Origin of the sequence: Floricoccus penangensis (assembly GCF_001832885.1) — a bacterium.
In the GTDB taxonomy this organism is placed as follows: domain Bacteria; phylum Bacillota; class Bacilli; order Lactobacillales; family Streptococcaceae; genus Floricoccus; species Floricoccus penangensis.
Genome location: NZ_MKIQ01000031.1, coordinates 75,679 through 95,108, shown reverse-complemented (window position 1 = coordinate 95,108; position 19,430 = coordinate 75,679). Strand labels below are relative to the sequence as shown.

Here is a 19,430-nt window from a genome sequence, read left to right as displayed (position 1 = left end):
TCTGAAAAATCATTGAATAATTGTGATATAATATTTTCGAGTATAATGAGGGGAAAATTATGCTTATTTGTCAAATATTTACTGCGTTTTTTTTCATTTGACAATTGAACTTGAATTTAAATCTTTTAGAGAGGGATAAAGATGACGAAAAAACAAAAATTGTTCAACCGGATAATCTATGGTTTTATGGTTATAATAACTATTCTGCCTTATTTTACTCCGGTTGTAGCAGTTGCCCAAAGTCTATCTTCTGAGGACAATGTTCCAGTTAAGCTTAAAAATTTAACTGTTTCCAAAGAAGATAAGTCGATTCTTGAACTGGATGTTCAGGTCAAGGGAACTGGAGAAGAACAGGATATTGATATTAGTTATCCTCAAGATTTGCCGGTCGAATCGATAAACTGGAGTGAAGCTGATAAAGAGGGTAAGAAAGAGATTACTTTTGATGAGAAAAAGAATACTTTCAAACTTCCAGTAGAGGCAGATGCGAACTACAAAGCAAAAATCAATATCAAACTTAAAGAAAATGTTACACGTGAAAAAGGTAAAACTAAGCTTTCTTACACATTCCGTGAAGCAAAGACACAGGCACCTAAAGAGTCTGCTACTGGGGAATCATCTGATGAATCAGACCCTGCGACCGCAGAAATTGGAGCTCCTGTACAAACAGTAGAGGAAGAATTTGATCTTCCAGAAATTGATACAACAGTTAAAGTTGAGGAACCTAGCTCAACTACAACAAGTGAATCAACTTCAGCTAGCATTTCTTCTACAAGTGAAGAAACAAACAGCAGCAGTACTGTAGCGAGCACTATACCAAGTAGTGAACCAGCGCAATCAACTGAACAATCAAGCCAAGCTAATACGAGCGAAAGTAAAGTTGAGAGTTCTTCTAGCGAACCTGCAAAGGACACTAAGAAGATTGTAAAAAGATCGGTAGAAACTGCTGCTCTTAGGAATGATATAAGATCATATTATCCTAATGGTGATGGTACAATCATTACAACTGGTAAAGTTATATATACTAACTCAAAAGGTGAGCCTGTTGACCTAGGTGATGGTACTGTTCATGGTGTGCCACTTGATACTACAATGAGAATGCAGTATGCGTGGGCAATTCCTGAGGATATTAGAGAAAATATTAAAGCAGGTGACTACTTTGATTTCCATATTCCGGATCAGTTGAAACCAAGAGTTGCTCAGAATGGTGAACTGAAAAATAAAGCAGGTGAAGTATATGCAACTTATACTGTGGGAACTGACGGTAAAGTAAGATTTACTTTTAAAGATCCTGTTGAAAATGAAAGTGGGATAACTGGTGATTTCTTCTTTGATGTTAAATTTAACAAATCAGAAGTTAAAGAAATTGGAGAAATAAAAGTTGAATTCCCTGCAGAGGATAAACTTAAACCTTTTGATGTTTATGTAAGACCTGATACGAGTAAAGAAATTTCTAAGTCAGGTTTAGTAGATCAAATTAATAACCCGAAAGAAATATATTGGGATGTTACTTTTAACCAAGCACAAAAACTAAAAGACAATCCTACGATAACTGAAACTTTCCCATCTGGTGTAACATATAAAAGTGTTAAAGCTTATAAGGTTATAATGAATAAAGATGGATCAGTTAAAGAGGAGGGAGAGGAGCTTCCAACTTCTGCATATACAGTTGATTCAAACGGTAATGTAACTATAACCGGTCAAACACGTGATTCATATGTTCTTAAGTATGTGACTACGATAAATGATGCATCAAAACCTGATGCTGGTGGACAAGTAAGCTTTACTAATAAGGCTACTTTGACCGATAAAATTAATCCTAGACCAATTGAAACTTCAGCAACAGTTAATGCTGATTATAAAAAGCGTGTTGAGAAGAAAAGATCAACAACTACTGACGGTGGTAAACAAGGTTACGATCCATACACTCAAACTTTTAATTGGGTAGTTAATTATAACTACGGTGAAAAAGATATTAAGAGTGCTGATGCGAAACTTGTTGATACATATAGTAGCAATACGACTTTTGATCCAGCATCAATGGTTGTTAAGGCAGTAACTTTTGACAAAAATGGTAAGGAAATATTCGGTGATACCCTTTCTAATCCTGCAGATTATACAATTGTAGAAGATAAGGCAAATAATACCTTTACTATTCAGTTTACTAAAGATATTAAGCAAGCCTATAAATTGCTATATTCTACAAAGGCAAAAGGAACTGTTGAAGGAAATATCAAAGCAGAAAATAAAGTTGATGCTGCAACAGGACCTACTGATAGCGGAACAATCTATGGTAGACAAGTAAATATTATAAAAGCTACAGGTACGCCAGATTATAAATCTAAAACTATTCCTTGGAATATATCTGTTAACAATACTAGGTATGAAATGAAAAACCTAAAAGTTAGTGATAGATATAAACCAGTTCCTGGGCTAAGTATGCAGATAGTTAATGGTAAATATAATTTAAAAATTACTGACTATGTGGATAATTATGTATTAAAGGAAAATGAAGATTATAAGTTAACCATTGAAAAAGATGGAAACAATGAAATTGGTTTTTTAGTTGAATTTATTGGTAAATATGAAACAACAGACCATAGATTCTCAATAGATTATACAACTGATTTTGATACAAAAGACATGGTTGCTGGTAGTAAATTTACTAATACTGCTACTGGAACATGGTTTGATACCAAAGATGGACTACCTAAAAAGTCCGACGGGTCATCTGAATTTATTCCTTTTACTGATTACTCAAAAGATATTGGTAAATATGGGTATTACAATCCTGAGACAAAGCTTATTACTTGGACTATTAATGCTAATTTAAGTCGTGGTGAATTAAAAAATGCCTTTGTATCTGATAAAATTTTAGGTAAACAGTCTTATGTTACTGATAGTTTAAAAGTTTATGAAGGACAAATTGGCGCTAATGGAGCAGTTAGTAAAAAAGACAGCCAAGTTATAAATGATCAAGTCAGAATAACTAAGCCAGAATTTTCAAATGACAATACATTTAAAGTTGAATTTCCGGATGGAAAAGAAGACGATACAAAAGTTTATGTAATTGAATACCAAACTTCTTTAGATGATAAAGTTGTCCAACCTAAATATGATAATATTGCAACAATTCATAATGAAGCTAATGCCAAAAAAGACCAAGATGCTCCGGCAAGCGTTACACCTCAGTACGGTGGAAGTTTTGCTGCGAAAAATGGTAGAGCAGGAAATCCAAATGACCCAGATGATTCTCAATACGTATATTGGGATGCATTCCTAAATCCTGCTCAATCTACTATTACAGACTTTACAATTAAAGATGAACCATCTCCTAATCAAATTATTGATGAAGATTCAATTGTAATTTATGGTGCCAAGTATGTTTATAAGAGAACTACAGGTAACAATTTTGCATATGTTTTAGAGGCTGATAAATCAATCGTACTTGAAAAAGGCAAAGACTATAATGTAGAAACAACTACCGATAATTCAACTGGTAAACAGGTCATGACTATTAAAATGCCTGGTACTATCAATCAAGCATATTCATTACAATATCGTTCTTATGTAACTTCTGTTGATGATAATGGTCAGGCAAAAGCATCTAATTCTATTTCAGTATCTGGGACAGGAACTGATAAAGTTGAAGGTCTTATTACAAAAGAAGTTTCTACAAATGTATCATCCTCTGGTGGTGGAGCATCAGGGACAAAAGGTAAAATCACTCTTAAAAAAGTTGACAAAGATGATCCTAGTAAAACACTTACTGGAGCAAGCTTTAAACTTTTAAATTCTAAAGGAACAAAAGTATTACGCCAAGGAGAAGTTGGTGCAGATGGTACATTGACATTTGGAGGACTACCATTTGGTGAATATACTCTTATTGAGGACAATCATCCAAAAGGATATGTTATACCTAATGACTTAGTTACTGGACGTAAGATTAAAATTGATGCTTCTACTTCTAAACAGAATGCAACTGTCCAAGTAGAAAATACTAAGACAAAAGTAACTATTCAAAAATATGGAGAAACTAGTGACCCAGAAGGATACAAAAAGCTTCCTGGTGCTAAGTTCCAAGTTGAAAAATATATTAGAAATGAACAAGATGAATCTCAGTCAACATGGGAAGTTGTTGATATAGATCCGTCAGTAACTGATGCAGACGGAAACTTGAATATTCGTGGTCTAGAAGTTGGTCTTTACAGATTAACTGAGATTGAAGCACCAGAAGGATATGTGAAGAATCTAGTTCCTGAATATTTCACAGTTTACTCGAATGATGCTAACCAAATACCTGATATTACAATGTCATACTATAACTATCAAGGTGCTGCATTACTTGAGAAAAAAGATGTGGAAGGAAACACTCTTAAGAATGCTGAATTCTCTATCTTCAAAGTTGATGCAGATGGTAATAAAATCGGTGATGCTGTTCAAACAGGTTTAGTTACAAATGAAAAAGGACAAATCTATGCTCAGTATCTAGCTCCAGGTGATTATGCATTCCAAGAAACAAAAGCACCTGAAGGATATGTGAAAAATGATAGATTATATCTATTTACTATTGATAAATCATCGATAGATGCTCATGCTGTTATCAAGAACTTTGCACACGCAATCAACTTTAAGGGTTCAGCTCAAATTGTTAAACGAGATAAATCTGGTAAAACATTAGCTGGTGCAGAATTTAAGGTTGTTGATGCTAACAATAAAGAACTTAAAACAGGATTAGTTGCTGATGCAGATGGTAAAGTATTTGTAGATCAATTGGGACCTGGTAAGTATAAATTTATTGAAACAAAAGCAGCTAATGGATATTTACTCAATACTCAACCAGTAGAATTTGAAATTAATGATTCAGCACTTGGTGAGCCACAGACTGTTGAGGTAAATCCAGAGACTGGATTTATTAACTATAAAGGTTCAGTATTATTAGTTAAATATGACGATAGTTTAGATGCTCAACCACTTAAAAATGCTGAATTCGATATTATCAGTGTTGCTACTGGGAGAGCAGTAAATGATAAGCCCCTTGTTACAGATGAAAACGGTCGTATTAATTATGACGGACTTGCCCCTGGAGATTACTTCTTTAAAGAAACAAAAGCTCCAAATGGATTTATTGTCAATAAAACAACAATTCCATTTACAATTGCTGATCAAGCAAATGGAGTTCCAGAGGTTAAAATAGCAAGTGATAAATTTATTAATTATCGTGGTAGTGCAGAATTAACTAAAACAGATGCAAATGGAGAAGCACTTGAAGGTGCCGAATTCAAGATAATTGATGTAAATGGATTAACTGTCCAAGAGAATCTTAAAACAGATGTAGATGGTAAAGTTAATGCTAGTGGTCTTGCACCTGGTAAATATAGTTTTGTGGAAACAAAAGCTCCTGAAGGATTCATGCTTAATGATTCCCCACAAGATTTTGAAATCTCACTTGATGCAATTGATAAGCCAGCAAAATCTGTTGCTAAAGATTTAATCAACTACAAAGGTTCTGCGGAACTTATTAAAACCGGTGCAGATTCAAAAGGATTGCAAGGTGCAGAATTTAAGGTTGTTGATTCAAAAGGTAAAGATGTTAAAACTGATTTAGTATCAGACGTGAATGGTAAAGTTCGTGTTGAAGGATTAGCTCCGGGTACTTATAAATTTGTGGAAACAAAAGCACCTCAAGACTACCAATTATCTGATAAAACTTACGAGTTTGTAATTTCAGATAAATCTAACGTTACTCCTCAACCAGTTGAAGCTGGGACAATGTCTAATAAGTATGAAGAGACTGAAATATCAGGAACTAAGACTTGGGATGACAATGATAACCAAGATGGTTACCGTCCAGATTCAATCATTGTAGAATTATATGATGGTGAAACTAAGGTTGGAGAACAAAAAGTAACTGCGGATTCAAATAATAATTGGAAATATTCATTTACTGGACTTCGCAAGTATAAAGATGGACAAGAAATCAAATATACTGTAAAAGAAAAAGCAGTGAAAGAATATGAAACAAATGTTGAAGAAGGAACAATCAATATCACAAATACTCATAAACCTGAAGAAAAAGACATTAAGGTAGAAAAAGTATGGGATGATAAAGATAACCAAGATAATAAGCGTTCAACTTCAATTAAAGTTCAACTTAAAGCAGATGGTAAACGTATTGGTCAACCAATTGTTTTAAATGAAGAAAACAATTGGAAATATGATTGGACAAACCAACCTGTTTACGATAACGGAAAGAAAATTGAATATACTATTGAAGAAGAAGACATTCCAAAAGAATATACTTCAAAAGTAGAAAAAGATGAAGCCGGTAATTTCAAAGTAACTAACAGTTATACTCCAGAAGTAATTGAAATTTCAGGTAAAAAAGTATGGAACGATAAAGATAATCAAGATGGAATCAGACCTGATTCAATCAAAGTTGATCTTTTAGCTGATGGTCAAGTTATTCAAAGTCAAACTGTTAATAAAGATAATAATTGGGAATATAAATTTGCAAACTTACCTAAGAATAAAAATATAGGTGATAAAATAATTTATACTCTTAATGAAGTCGGAAGTGATGACAATGTAATTAAAGATTATACTGTTGAATATAAAGACGGTGAAATCATTAATTCATACAAACCAGGTCAAACTAGTGTTACTGTTACTAAGAAGTGGGATGATTCTAATAATCAAGATGGTAAACGTCCAGATTCAATTATGGTTCAATTATATGCTGGTGAATTCAAAGAAGGACCGCAAATTGAATTAAATGAAGGAAATAAATGGACATATACTTGGAATGAACTTGCTCTTAAAAATCAAGGTAGTGACATTAAATATTCTGTTAAAGAAGTAGGAAATGTTCCAAACTATGTTGAATCAAGTGTTGAAGAGTCATCTGCAAATAATTTTATTATTACTAATAAACATGAAGTAGAAGTAACAGAAATTTCTGGAACTAAGACTTGGAATGATAAAGATAATCAAGATGGTGTTCGTCCAGAAGAGATTTCAGTAAATCTTCTTGCTGATGGCAATAAAGTTCAAGAAAAGATTCTTAAAGCTGATGAAAAAGGTAGATGGAATTACAGCTTCACAAATCTACCAGTATACAAAGATGGTAAGAAAATTCTTTACACAGTGACTGAAAATAGTGTTGAAGGGTATACTACTAAGATAGATGGCTATAATATTACAAATAGCTACAATCCAGATAAAACTAGTGTTCATATCTCCAAAGTTTGGAATGACGCAAATGATCAAGATGGAGTAAGACCTGAAGAGATAACTGTTAGATTAACTGCTGATGGTAAACAAGTTGGAGATGAAGTTAAGCTTTCTGCTAAAAATGGTTGGAACTACACTTGGGAAGAACTTGATAAAAATTCTAAAGGAAAACCAATTGAATATAGTGTAGTAGAAACATCTAAATCTAAGTACTATAGTATTGGAGATACAACTACTGATGGTCATGGTAACTTTACTATCACTAATAGTCATACACCAGAACTTACTGAATTAGAAGGTAAGAAAATTTGGGATGATAAAGATAATCAAGATGGAAGTCGTCCAGATTCAATCTCTGTAAATCTTTATGCAAACGGTACTAAGATTGATAGTCAAATAGTCACTAAAGAAACTAACTGGAAATATAAATTTACTGATTTACCTAAATATAGCAATAAGGAAGAAATTCTTTATACTATTGGAGAAGATAATATTAAGGATTACAGTCTAGATATTAAAGGTAATAATTTAACAAACAGTCATACTCCTGAAAAAACAAATGCAACTGTTCGTAAGGTGTGGGACGACAATAATAATCAAGATGGTCTTCAATCAAAATCTATCAAAGTTCAATTAAAGGCTGACGGTGAAAAACAAGGTTCTCCTGTTGAATTGAATTCAGATAATAATTGGACATATACTTGGAGCGAACTTGATAAGAAGGCTAAGGGGAATGATATTGAATATACAGTAGAAGAGATTGGTACTCCTACTGGTTATGAAAATACTATCTCTAACGATGGAAAAGGAAACTTGACTATCAAGAATATACACACTCCTGATGTTACTGAGCTAGAAGGACAAAAATCTTGGAATGATAACAATAACCAAGATGGACTTCGTCCAGAAGCAATTACTGCTGTTTTACTTGAAAATGGTGTGAAGGTTGCTAGTCAAACAGTCACATCTGAAAATGGATGGAAATACAGCTTCAAGAATCTAGATAAATATCGTAACGGAAAACTTATTGAATACACTGTAGTTGAAGATAAGATTAATGGATACGATTTTACAACAGATTCAAATAATAATTTAATTAACACTCATAATCCTGCACTTACAAATATTAGTGGTACGAAAACTTGGGTTGATGCTGATAATCAAGATGGACTTCGTCCTTCTTCAATCACTGTTAACTTGTTAGCTGACGGTAAAGTTGTCGACTCTAGAACAGTTTCTGCAGATAAGAACAATGAGTGGAAATATGAATTTAATAATCTTCCTAAATTCCAAGATGGTGGTAAGGAAATAATTTACACTATCGAAGAAGTGAAGGTTGATAATTATGAAACTAAGCAAGATAAATTTGATTTAACAAATACTCATACACCAGTAACAAGAGAAATCTCAGCAAACAAGGTTTGGGATGATACTGATGATCAAGATGGACTTCGTCCTAAAGCTATTCAGGTTCAATTGTATGCTGATGGAAAAGAGTATGGTTCAAGCATAAGTCTTGGTCTATCAAATGGCTGGTCATATGTATGGAAAAATTTACCAGTGAATGCCAATGGACAAAAAATTACATATGATGTTAAGGAAATTGGAATTCCATCAGGTTATGAAAATAAAGTATCAGAAGTTGATGGTAAATTCACTATTACAAATACTCATAAGACTGAATTAACAGAAGTTGATGGTATTAAGACTTGGAATGATGCCAATAACCAAGATGGTAAACGTCCAAAAGAAATTAAAATCCATTTACTAGCTAATGGAGAAAAAGTTGCGGAGACTACTGCAACTGAAGATTCATCATGGAAATACAATTTCAAGAATTTACCTAAATTCAAGGGTGGAGAAGCAATAACTTACACAGTAGTGGAAGATAATATTGCTGAGTATTCGACTGAAATCAATGGTTATAACATTACAAATTCTTATACTCCTGGAAAAACTAATGTTTCGGTTTCTAAAGCTTGGAATGATAATAATAATCAAGACGGAATTCAACCTAAATCAATAAAAGTTCAATTATATGCTAATGGACAAAAACAGGGTGATGCAATCGAATTAGATAAAGCTAATTCATGGTCACATATATGGTCTGGTTTAGATGCAAAAGCTAATGGTGAAGATATTGAATATGTTGTGGAAGAAGTAGATGTTCCAAAAGGATATCAAGTTCAAATCTCAACGACAGGTAGTGGTCATTACTTTATTACAAATACACATGATTCTGAACAAACAAAAGTAGTTGGTCAGAAGACATGGAATGATAAAGATAATCAAGATGGCAAACGACCAAATTCAATTGAAATTTTCCTATTCGCAAATGGTCATAAGACTGACAAGTCACAAAAAGCTTCAGCTGAAAATGGTTGGAAATATGAGTTTAATGATCTTCCTAAATATGAAGATGGAAAAGAAATAAAATATACTGTAGCTGAAAATAATATCACTGATTATAGTGCTAAAATTGATGGTCCAAATATTACAAATAGTTACACACCAGGTCAAACAAGCATTACTGTTCATAAGACTTGGGATGATGAGAATGATCAAGATGGTCTGCAACCTAAATCAATAAAAGTTCAACTTTACGCAGATGATAAAAAAGTTCGTGATGAAGTAACGTTAAATGAGAAAAATTCTTGGACATATACTTGGAGTGAACTTGATCTTAAAGCTCAAGGAAAAGATATCAAGTATGTTGTTAAAGAAGTGGATGTTCCAAAAGGTTATACTCAACATATTTCAGATGATGGACAAAATAACATAACAGTTATTAATACACACACACCTGAAATCACTGAATTAGAGGGTCAAAAGACATGGAACGATGCTGATAATCAAGATGGTTTAAGACCTGATTCAATTACCATTGTACTTAATAAAAATGGTAAGAAATACGCAACACAAACTGTTAGTAGCAAAACTGACTGGAAATATAACTTTACAAATCTTGATAAATTTGAAGATGGAAAAGAAATTAAATGGACAGTAAGTGAAGATAAGGTAACAGGATATGATTATACTGTTGATAAAAACAACAATATTACAAATACTCATAAACCAGAAGTTACAGAAATAAAAGGTTCTAAGACATGGTCTGATAAAGACAATCAAGATGGAATTAGACCTGATTCAATTACAATTCACTTATTAGCTAATGATAAGGTAGTTGACTCAAAAGAAGTTACTTCTAAAGATGACTGGAAATATGAATTTATAAACCTTCCTAAATATAAAGAAGGTAAAGAACTTGTTTATACAGTGACTGAGGATGCAGTTAAGGAATATTCAACTGAAAAAGATGGATATAACTTTACTAATACTTACAAACCAGGTAAGACAAGCTTCACTGTTTCTAAACTTTGGGATGATGGAATTAACCAAGATGGAATTAGACCTGTATCAATTAAAGTTCAACTTTTTGCTGATGACAAAGAGATGGGTACTCCTATTGAATTAAATGCAAATAATGCTTGGACATATATTTGGAAAGATCTTGATCTTAAGGTTCAAGGTAAAGAAATTAAATATTCAGTCAAAGAAGCAAGTGTACCAACTGGATATGAAGTTGAATACAAGGAAATTGGTAATAATAACTACACTATTACTAATAAACACGTTACTGAAGTAACAAAAGTAAATGGTGTTAAAACTTGGAATGACTCTGATAATCAAGATGGACTTCGCCCTGAGAAAATTGTTGTTAATTTATTAGCTGATAATGTTAAGGTTGATTCAAAAGAAGTTACTGAAAAAGATGATTGGAAATATGAATTTGCTAATCTTCCTAAACGTAAAGATGGTAAGGTAATTAGATATACAGTTGAAGAAGATAAGGTTGAAGGATATGAAACTAAGGTTGATGGCTTCAATGTTACAAATACACATACTCCTGAGCTTACTCAATTATCAGGTGCTAAGCTTTGGAATGATGCTGACAATCAAGATGGACTTCGCCCAGATTCAATTACTATTAACTTATTAGCAAACGGTAAAAAAGTTGACTCTAAAGTTATTAAGGAAAGTGATGGATGGAAATATAACTTCACTCAACTACCTAAGTTTAAGTCAGGAAAAGAAATCGTTTATACTATTGAAGAAGTCAAGGTGAGTGGATATGAACCAACTATAGATGGTAATAATATTACAAATACCCATGAAACTTCATTAATCAAAGTAAACGGTAAGAAAACTTGGGACGATGGAGATAATCAAGATAATACTCGTCCGAATTCAATAATTGTTAATCTTCTTGCAGATGGCAAGAAAGTTGATTCTAAGGTCGTTAAGGCTAGTGATGGATGGAAGTATGAATTTATTGATTTAGCTGAATATAAAGCAGGTAAGAAAATTACTTATACTGTTGAAGAAGTTAAAGTAAATGGTTATGAATCTAAGATTGATGGCTTAAACATTATCAATTCTTATAAACCTAAAACAACAAAAATTTCTGTTAATAAAGTTTGGAACGATAAAGATAATCAAGATGGTATTAGACCAGCAGGCATTAATGTTCAACTTTATGCAAATGAAAAAAAATCTGGTTCAGTTGTAGTTCTTGATGAATCAAACAATTGGTCATATAATTGGTCAGATCTAGCAGTCAATGCAAATGGACAAAAGATTTCATACGAAGTCAAAGAACTAGATGTACCTAAAGGATATGAATCTAACCTCGTTGTTAAGGATAATAAAGTGACGATAACAAATAGTCATGATGTTGAATTAACTGATGTTAAAGGTTCTAAGACATGGTCTGATAAAGATAATCAAGACGGCAAACGTCCAGATTCAATTAAAGTTCATCTTCTAGCAGATGGAAAAGAAGTTTCGTCTAAGACAGTAACTTCTCAAAGTAACTGGAAATATGAATTTACTAATTTACCTAAATACAACAAGGGTAATGAAATTGTCTATACAGTGAGCGAAGATGCAGTAAAAGATTATACATCTACTCGTAAAGGACATGACTTAACTAACTCATACACACCAGGCAAAACAAACTACACAGTTTCTAAAGCATGGTATGATAATAATAACCAAGATAACCTACGTCCTAAATCAATTAAAGTTCAATTATTTGCGAATGATAAAAAGGTTCTCAATGAAGTAACATTAAATGAAGAAAATTCTTGGACATACACTTGGAAAGATCTTGATGAAAAAGCTAATGGTGAGGTAATCAAGTATACTGCCAAGGAAGTTAATCTACCTAATGGTTATGTATCTGAACAAAAAGAACTTGGTAAAAATAATGTTGTTATTACTAATAAACATGTCACAGCAGTAACAGAAATATCTGGAACTAAGACATGGGATGATAAGGATAATAAAGAAGGTAAACGTCCTGAATCAATTACTGTTAACTTATATGCTGACGGTAAGAAAGTCACATCTAAAACTGTAACTGATAATGATGAATGGAAATATAGTTTCACAAATCTTCCTAAGTTTAAAGATGGTAAAGAAGTTATCTATACACTTACAGAAGATCTAGTTGAAGGGTATGTTTCTAAACAAGATAAGTTTGACTTTATAAATACTTATAGTCCTGAAAAGACAACTTATAAAGTAACTAAGAATTGGAATGATGATAATGATAAAGCAGGTCATCGTTCTAAATCAATTAAAGTTCAACTTTATGCAAATGATTCAGAAGTTGGTAAGGCTATTGAATTGTCTGCAGATAATAACTGGACTTATGATTGGAATGACTTAGATCTTAAGTTGGATGGTAAGGAAATTAAGTATACTGTTAAAGAAGTGAATGTACCTAAAGGATATTCAAGTCGAGTATCTCAAGAAAGTAAAGTACACTCTGTAATAACAAATACTTATACACCTAACACTCCAAATGTACCAGGTACGCCTAACAAACCAAATAAACCAAGCAAACCTAAGAAACCAAAAGGATTCTTACCTAAGACTGGTGAAAATACAAATATCATCTTACTTGTAATCGGAATTATGCTGACTGCTCTTGCAGGCTACTTAGTGAAATTCAGAAGTAAGAAAGAAGATTAAAACTTAACTTCATTAATCAATAAAAAATTGATTTTATCGAAGTATAATAAAATAAAACCTCAAGAAGTTTCAAATTCTTGAGGTTTTTTATATACAAAATCTCCTAGTAATAACTAGAAGACAGAATTATTATTTTTTAAGTTGTAGATAGTTCGCTAGTAATGCAATAATCCACAAGTGAGCTGGATAGTATATATAGAAGAGATATTTAAATATTGGTTTGTCACTTCCCTTTTTCCCATTGTAAAGATGAAGAAAAGGAATAACAAATACAAACATCCAGTCAGAGTTGTAGCCAAAGTTAAGCCAAAATTCACGCGCATTATTTGAATCAAGTATTGGTGTCATATCAAATAGTAAGAAAATCGCCGCAGAAAGAGCGATGTAGCTTAAGTCACGCGCTTTATATTTACCATAAGTAAAGTAAGTAACCAAGATGAATGGTAGGACAACATATCCACCCTCAGTTAGGAAAGAGCCAAGGAAGGTTATTACAATAATAGATATAGTCAAGCCAATTCTTAAGGCAGTATTATCGGCTTTAGCTTTAATAATTTCTATAATATATAAAAGAGTAGCTCCCACAGCTAGAGTCATAAATATATTATTATGAACCTGATACATTGGATCCTTCACAATCAAATTAATGATGAAATTTCCAAGATACATAATCCCAGCCCATAGGTAGAGACGAGTTAGATACCCTTTTTTGCTTCTAGTATAGTGAAAACCTTCCACCAACATATAGGCGAAGAAAACAGCTACAGGTCTGGTTATTGCATGAAAGAATGTCGCCGTTTCACCAGAGACAAAGAGGTCAATATGATCTAAGGTCATTAGGGCCATAAAAAAGATTTTTAATTGATTTCTGTTAAACATAATAAGTACTTTCTAAATAAAATTTATATATTAATTATACAAATTTTTTTGTGGACTAATCTGACCATTTTAGCTTTTTTTCTTACAGAATTGTAAGATTTGTGAAAATTTGCAAGAATTATTTCTTCAAATGATTTTCATTTTCATTTGTTTAAGTCATAAAGATTGTTAAATGGTGATTTTTATGTTAAACTAAGAAAGTTGCACTAACCTTATTTATAATGGAGTGTTTGGTACAGGGGTCCCATCAATTGAATGGGGCATAATTTATAGGCGTTTAGAATTAGCATATGACTAATAAAAATGAGCTGTGATTTAAAACTAGCAAATTATTGTAATAGTTTTATAAACAATGAAATTATTATAGTTTACTAGTTTTGTATAATCGACAGTATGAGAAAGTTTGCTTTCTTATCAGACTTCTATTTGAAACATCTATAGATATTTTGAAAGAATAACTTTAACCGAATCCTCCATATTTTAGAAAATTGGAGAATAAATGAATTTTAATGAATTAGGACTGTCAGAAGACATTCTGTCAGCAGTTACAAAAGCAGGTTTTGAAACACCATCACCTATTCAAGAAGGAACTATTCCTTTAGCAATCGCAGGACGCGACGTTATTGGACAAGCTCAAACAGGTACTGGTAAAACTGCAGCCTTTGGACTTCCTACTCTTGATAAAATTGACGTAAATGGTGGTATTCAAGCATTAGTAATCGCACCTACACGTGAATTAGCAGTACAATCGCAAGAAGAATTATTCCGTTTTGGACGTGATAAAGGCGTTAAAGTACGCTCAGTATATGGTGGTTCAAGCATCGAAAAACAAATTAAAGGACTTAAATCTGGTACTCATATTGTTGTTGGTACTCCAGGTCGTCTTTTAGACTTAATCCGTCGTCGTGCTCTTAAACTTGACCAAGTTAAAGTACTTGTTCTTGATGAAGCAGATGAAATGCTTAACATGGGATTCTTGGAAGATATCGAAGATATCATCAAGAGCGTTCCAAATGAACGTCAAACTTTACTTTTCTCAGCTACAATGCCTGATGCTATTAAACGTATCGGTGTTAAGTTCATGACTAATCCTGAACATGTAAAAGTAGCTGCCAAAGAAATGACAGCAGATAACATTGAACAATTTTACATTCGTACTAAAGAATTTGAAAAATTTGATGTTCTTACTCGTCTTCTTGATGTTGAACGTCCTGAGCTTGCAATCATCTTCGGACGTACAAAACGTCGTGTTGATGAACTTACTCGTGGACTTAAGCTTCTAGGATACCGTGCAGAAGGTATTCACGGAGACTTAGCACAACAAAAACGTCTAAGTGTTTTACGTGACTTTAAAAATGATAACCTTGATATTTTAGTAGCGACAGACGTTGCTGCGCGTGGACTTGATATTTCAGGTGTTACTCACGTTTATAACTATGATATTACTCAAGACCAAGAATCATACGTTCACCGTATTGGTCGTACTGGTCGTGCAGGTAAATCTGGTCAATCAATTACTTTCGTTACAAATAACGAAATGGGTTACCTTAAAGCTATTGAGAACCTAACTAAGAAAGAAATGACTGGAATGCGTCCTCCTACAAAAGAAGAAGCATACAAAGCTAGTCTATCTGTAGCATTCGATGAAATTAACCGTGATCTTGCTGACGAGAAATTAGTAAGTAAACTTGGAAAATTTGATGAAGATGCTCAAAAACTTCTTGAAAAATATTCAGCAGAAGAGCTTGTCGCTTTACTTTTACAAGCAAAAGTAAAAGATCCAGATAACCAACCTAAGGTTGAAATCGCAGCTGAAAAACCACTTCCATTTAACGGTGGTGGAAAAGGTGGCGGTAATGGCCGTTCACGTAATAATCGTGGTGGTGGAAACCGTAATGGTGGAAATCGCAACGGTGGAAATCGTCGTAACGGTGGTTACAAAGGTAAAAATGATCGTAACGATCGTAACAACGATAAGAAAAAAGGCTACTACTCAAACGACAAGAAAAAATCACATCCTAAAGCATCAGAAAAGAAACCTGGTTTCGTGATGCGTAACCGTGGTGATAAATAAGAAATTAAAATCTCTCATTTGAGAGATTTTTTTATACTTTCCTTATATATTTTATGATATACTTTATACAAAGTGAGAGTGTAATTAGAGGGAGCAATAGATGCCAGAATACATTAAGTCCTTTGACAATGATATGAAATTCTTACAGGTGTTAGATAGAGATATCGTTCATGAGCGTGGTTTGTGGCATGAAACTGTCCACCTTTATTTGATAGTGGATGGAGAATATTTATTGATACAAAAAAGAGCAGACCACAAGAAAAATTTTCCATCTTGTTATGATTTATCAGCTGCGGGTCATATTGGTCATGATGAAGATATCGAGATTGCTTTCCAAAGAGAAGTATATGAGGAACTGGGTCTTTACATAAAAGATTTAAATATTTCAAAAATCGGTATTATTCCAGATGATATATTAACTGAAGATATTAATGATAGGGAATTTGCTCATACATATATTGGAAAAATTAATTCGGATATTCTATTATCTATTAATTTACAGGATGAAGAAGTAGCAGGTGCTTTTCTTGTTAAAATTAATGAATTTAAAAATATTTTTTCTCAATCAAGTGATGGAAAAATTTATGATTTGAATTTTAATGACACGAATTTATTTTTAAACAAATTGAATTACTTACCACATTCCCCAAGTTATTTGAATCAATTCATAGAAATTTTAGACAAAGAAAAAGGTAATCTGTAAAGACTACCTTTTATTTTTTAGTACCAAGAAGGTTTTGGCCCATCTGTTCCTGGTTTATCAACACCAAGATTTTTGTTATGGTATTTTGCTCTATCTTGTGATGCTTTTACAACTAAATCAGCAACACTTTTTCTTGAAACTTCAGTTCCTTTGAAAGGTTCATTTTTCTCAGTTGTTTCATAGTCAATTTCATCTTTGTTAGTTAGCCAAGCTGGGCGGAGAACTGTATAGCTTAAGCCAGAAGCCTCAAGTGCATCGGCAGCTGCTCTATATGGTCCAAAATAAGGTCCAATATTTGCGTTATTCCAAACTCCAAATTCCCCTGGAACTTCGTCATAAATTCCTAAAGTTGTAATCAAGATTACGTTATCAACTCCATTTTCTTTCATGGCTGCGATAGCGTTTTTTGTACCTTCTTCAACAGGTCCCGCAAGATTAAGATAGACCACATCCATTCCTTTTGTTGCTTCAACAAGGTTAGATAGATTAGTTACATCACCTTCAACAACCTTCACGCGGTCTGATTCAAGACTAGCTAGTCTGCTAGAATTTCTAAGGAAAAGAGTGAGATTGAAATCAGTATTTTCAAGATATAGGTCAATTGCTTCCCTTGCAATTTGACCATTTGCGCCGACGATTAAAATATTCATTTTAAGTCCCCCTATATTTTATTGTTTATCCTATTATAACATGAAAGTGGAAAGCGATTACTTGTAGGTGCTTGGAGAAATATTTTTTATATATTAGTAGGTAACTATTATTTGAAGGCAATTCGTGAAAGAAGAAAAGACACAAAAAGTGCTTACGAGAAATTTTTTAATTTGCTATGATAATCAATGTCAAAAAAATTGAAAGAGGTTTTGTATGCCGATTAATAAAAAAGAAAGCTTGATTTATACGAGCTTAATGTGTTTCTTCATGGTTTATATCATGAGTGTTTATAATATTGTTTTAGAGATAGGGTTCTCTAGTCAAGCATTTATAGGAGCATGGGTAAGTTTACCACTTGCTTTGGTTGTAGGATTTATTTGTGACGTTTATTTAGTATCTCCAAATGCTAAAGGACTTGCCTTTAAATTTATTAAGGAAGATAGTCCACTTATTTTAAAAATATTAATCATTTCAACTTGTATGGTCACCGGAATGGTAATTTGTATGTCTTTATTTGGAGCTATTATGCACAATGGATTGAATTATAATTTGTTTAAAGCTTGGCTGATAAATATTCCTAGAAATTTTGTAATGGCACTTCCCTTGCAAATTTTTATCGCAGGACCAATAGTCAGGAAGATTTTCAGAGGTATTTTCCCAGTAGGAACTATTCAAGATATAAAATAATGTGGTAAAATGAAAAGAAAAGGGGCATTTTATGATTGAAGTGGTTCGAGCAAGACCTGAGCATGTTGAAGGAATTGTGAGCGTTTGTAGTGATGGGTACCGGGCAACTTATGTGGACCTGCACACGCAAGAATATATTGAAAAGGTGATTAGTGACTTTTATAATGACGAGCGTGTTTTGAAAGAAGTTGAGAATTCATCTAAAGATTGGGGTGGCTACTTTGTGGCTCTTGATGGTGACCAGGTTGTTGGAGCTGCAGGTGGTGGAATGACGGGGGATGAAACAGGTGAACTTTTTGTTATCTATCTTGACCCAACTAGAAGAAATGAAGGAATCGGAAGTTTGTTACTTGAGGCTGTGACCGACCAGCAAAAAGATTGGGGTGTAACTACTCAATGGGTTTCAGTAGTCAAAGAAAATCAAAAAGGAATACCATTTTACGAAGCACGAGGATTTATTTTTCAGGCTGAGCAAGACAACTGGCTCGATGCAAAAGCAACCAAAACACTCCGATATAAGAGGGAGATATAGGTATGATAAAGAATAATCTAGCTGACGCATTATTAGTTATTGACCTTCAAAAAGGTGTTTGTGACTTTGAGTGGGATGGTAAGGATTACCAAATTTATAATTTTGATAAGGTCATTGATGGGGTTAATGAAAGACTTGACTTATATTATAGCCAAGGACTTCCAATTATATTTATCCAACATAATGATGAAAGTCTTGTAGAAGATCAAACTGATTGGAAGATTGTTGACCAGTTAAATAGTAAAAAGGGAAATTATTTTGTTCAAAAGAAACATGCTAATTCCTTTTATAAGACAAATCTCCAAGAGATTTTACAAACTATAAATGCTAAATCACTTGAAATCTGTGGTGCTCAAACTCAATATTGTGTTGATTCAACAATAAAATTTGCTCATGGGCTTGGATACAATTTACAAATGGTCAAAGGACTTTCTACAACATACGATAATGATTATATGTCAGCAGAAAATACCATAAATTTCTATGAAGATATATGGAATGGAAGATTTTTAAAACTTTTATAATTTAAGATTGGGAAATTTATGGAAATTATTAAGTATAGATGATTATATTATGACAATAGATTTGAAAGAAGATGTATAATTAACATCTTTTTTTATTTTGTTAATTTT

At 32.8% G+C, this 19,430-nt stretch carries 8 protein-coding genes; 6 read left to right on the top strand and 2 right to left on the bottom strand.

The features are described 5' to 3' along the window. Positions 1–141: 141 nt before the first annotated feature. Positions 142–13,272, top strand: coding sequence for a Cna B-type domain-containing protein (locus BG262_RS10625; RefSeq protein WP_070788744.1), 13,131 nt, complete (start codon positions 142–144; stop codon positions 13,270–13,272). A gap of 129 nt (positions 13,273–13,401) precedes the next feature. Here the strand turns inward: BG262_RS10625 and BG262_RS09915 are convergent, their stop codons facing one another. Further along, positions 13,402–14,151: a TraX family protein gene (locus tag BG262_RS09915; protein ID WP_070788743.1), complete on the bottom strand. Its 750-nt coding sequence runs from the start codon at positions 14,149–14,151 to the stop codon at positions 13,402–13,404. Positions 14,152–14,650: 499 nt separating this feature from the next. On the opposite strand from BG262_RS09915, the gene cshA reads away from it, so the two are divergent. Together cshA and BG262_RS09905 are read left to right on the top strand one after the other, a co-directional pair. Further along, entirely contained in the window at positions 14,651–16,225 is a 1,575-nt protein-coding gene (gene cshA, locus BG262_RS09910) for a degradosome RNA helicase CshA (protein WP_070788742.1), read from the top strand. A 100-nt stretch (positions 16,226–16,325) separates the two neighbouring features. Further along, positions 16,326–16,928, top strand: a complete 603-nt coding sequence (locus BG262_RS09905) for an NUDIX hydrolase (protein WP_070788741.1) — start codon at positions 16,326–16,328, stop codon at positions 16,926–16,928. 17 nt (positions 16,929–16,945) lie between these two features. Here BG262_RS09905 and BG262_RS09900 read toward each other — a convergent pair whose 3' ends face one another. Then, the gene (locus BG262_RS09900) at positions 16,946–17,578 is read right to left on the bottom strand and encodes an SDR family oxidoreductase (RefSeq protein ID WP_070788740.1); all 633 of its coding nucleotides are present in this window, start codon (positions 17,576–17,578) and stop codon (positions 16,946–16,948) included. A gap of 214 nt (positions 17,579–17,792) precedes the next feature. Here BG262_RS09900 and BG262_RS09895 point away from each other — a divergent pair, with 214 nt between their 5' ends. The 3 genes from BG262_RS09895 to BG262_RS09885 are packed head-to-tail and all read left to right on the top strand — an operon-like array spanning position 17,793 to position 19,322. After that, positions 17,793–18,266, top strand: coding sequence for a DUF2798 domain-containing protein (locus BG262_RS09895; protein WP_070788739.1), 474 nt, complete (start codon positions 17,793–17,795; stop codon positions 18,264–18,266). A gap of 31 nt (positions 18,267–18,297) precedes the next feature. Beyond that, positions 18,298–18,798 carry a GNAT family N-acetyltransferase gene (locus BG262_RS09890; protein WP_070788738.1) on the top strand — a complete coding sequence of 167 codons (501 nt, stop codon included), beginning with the start codon at positions 18,298–18,300 and terminating at the stop codon, positions 18,796–18,798. Positions 18,799–18,800: 2 nt separating this feature from the next. Continuing rightward, positions 18,801–19,322, top strand: a complete 522-nt coding sequence (locus BG262_RS09885) for a cysteine hydrolase family protein (protein WP_070788737.1) — start codon at positions 18,801–18,803, stop codon at positions 19,320–19,322. Positions 19,323–19,430: the final 108 nt, after the last annotated feature.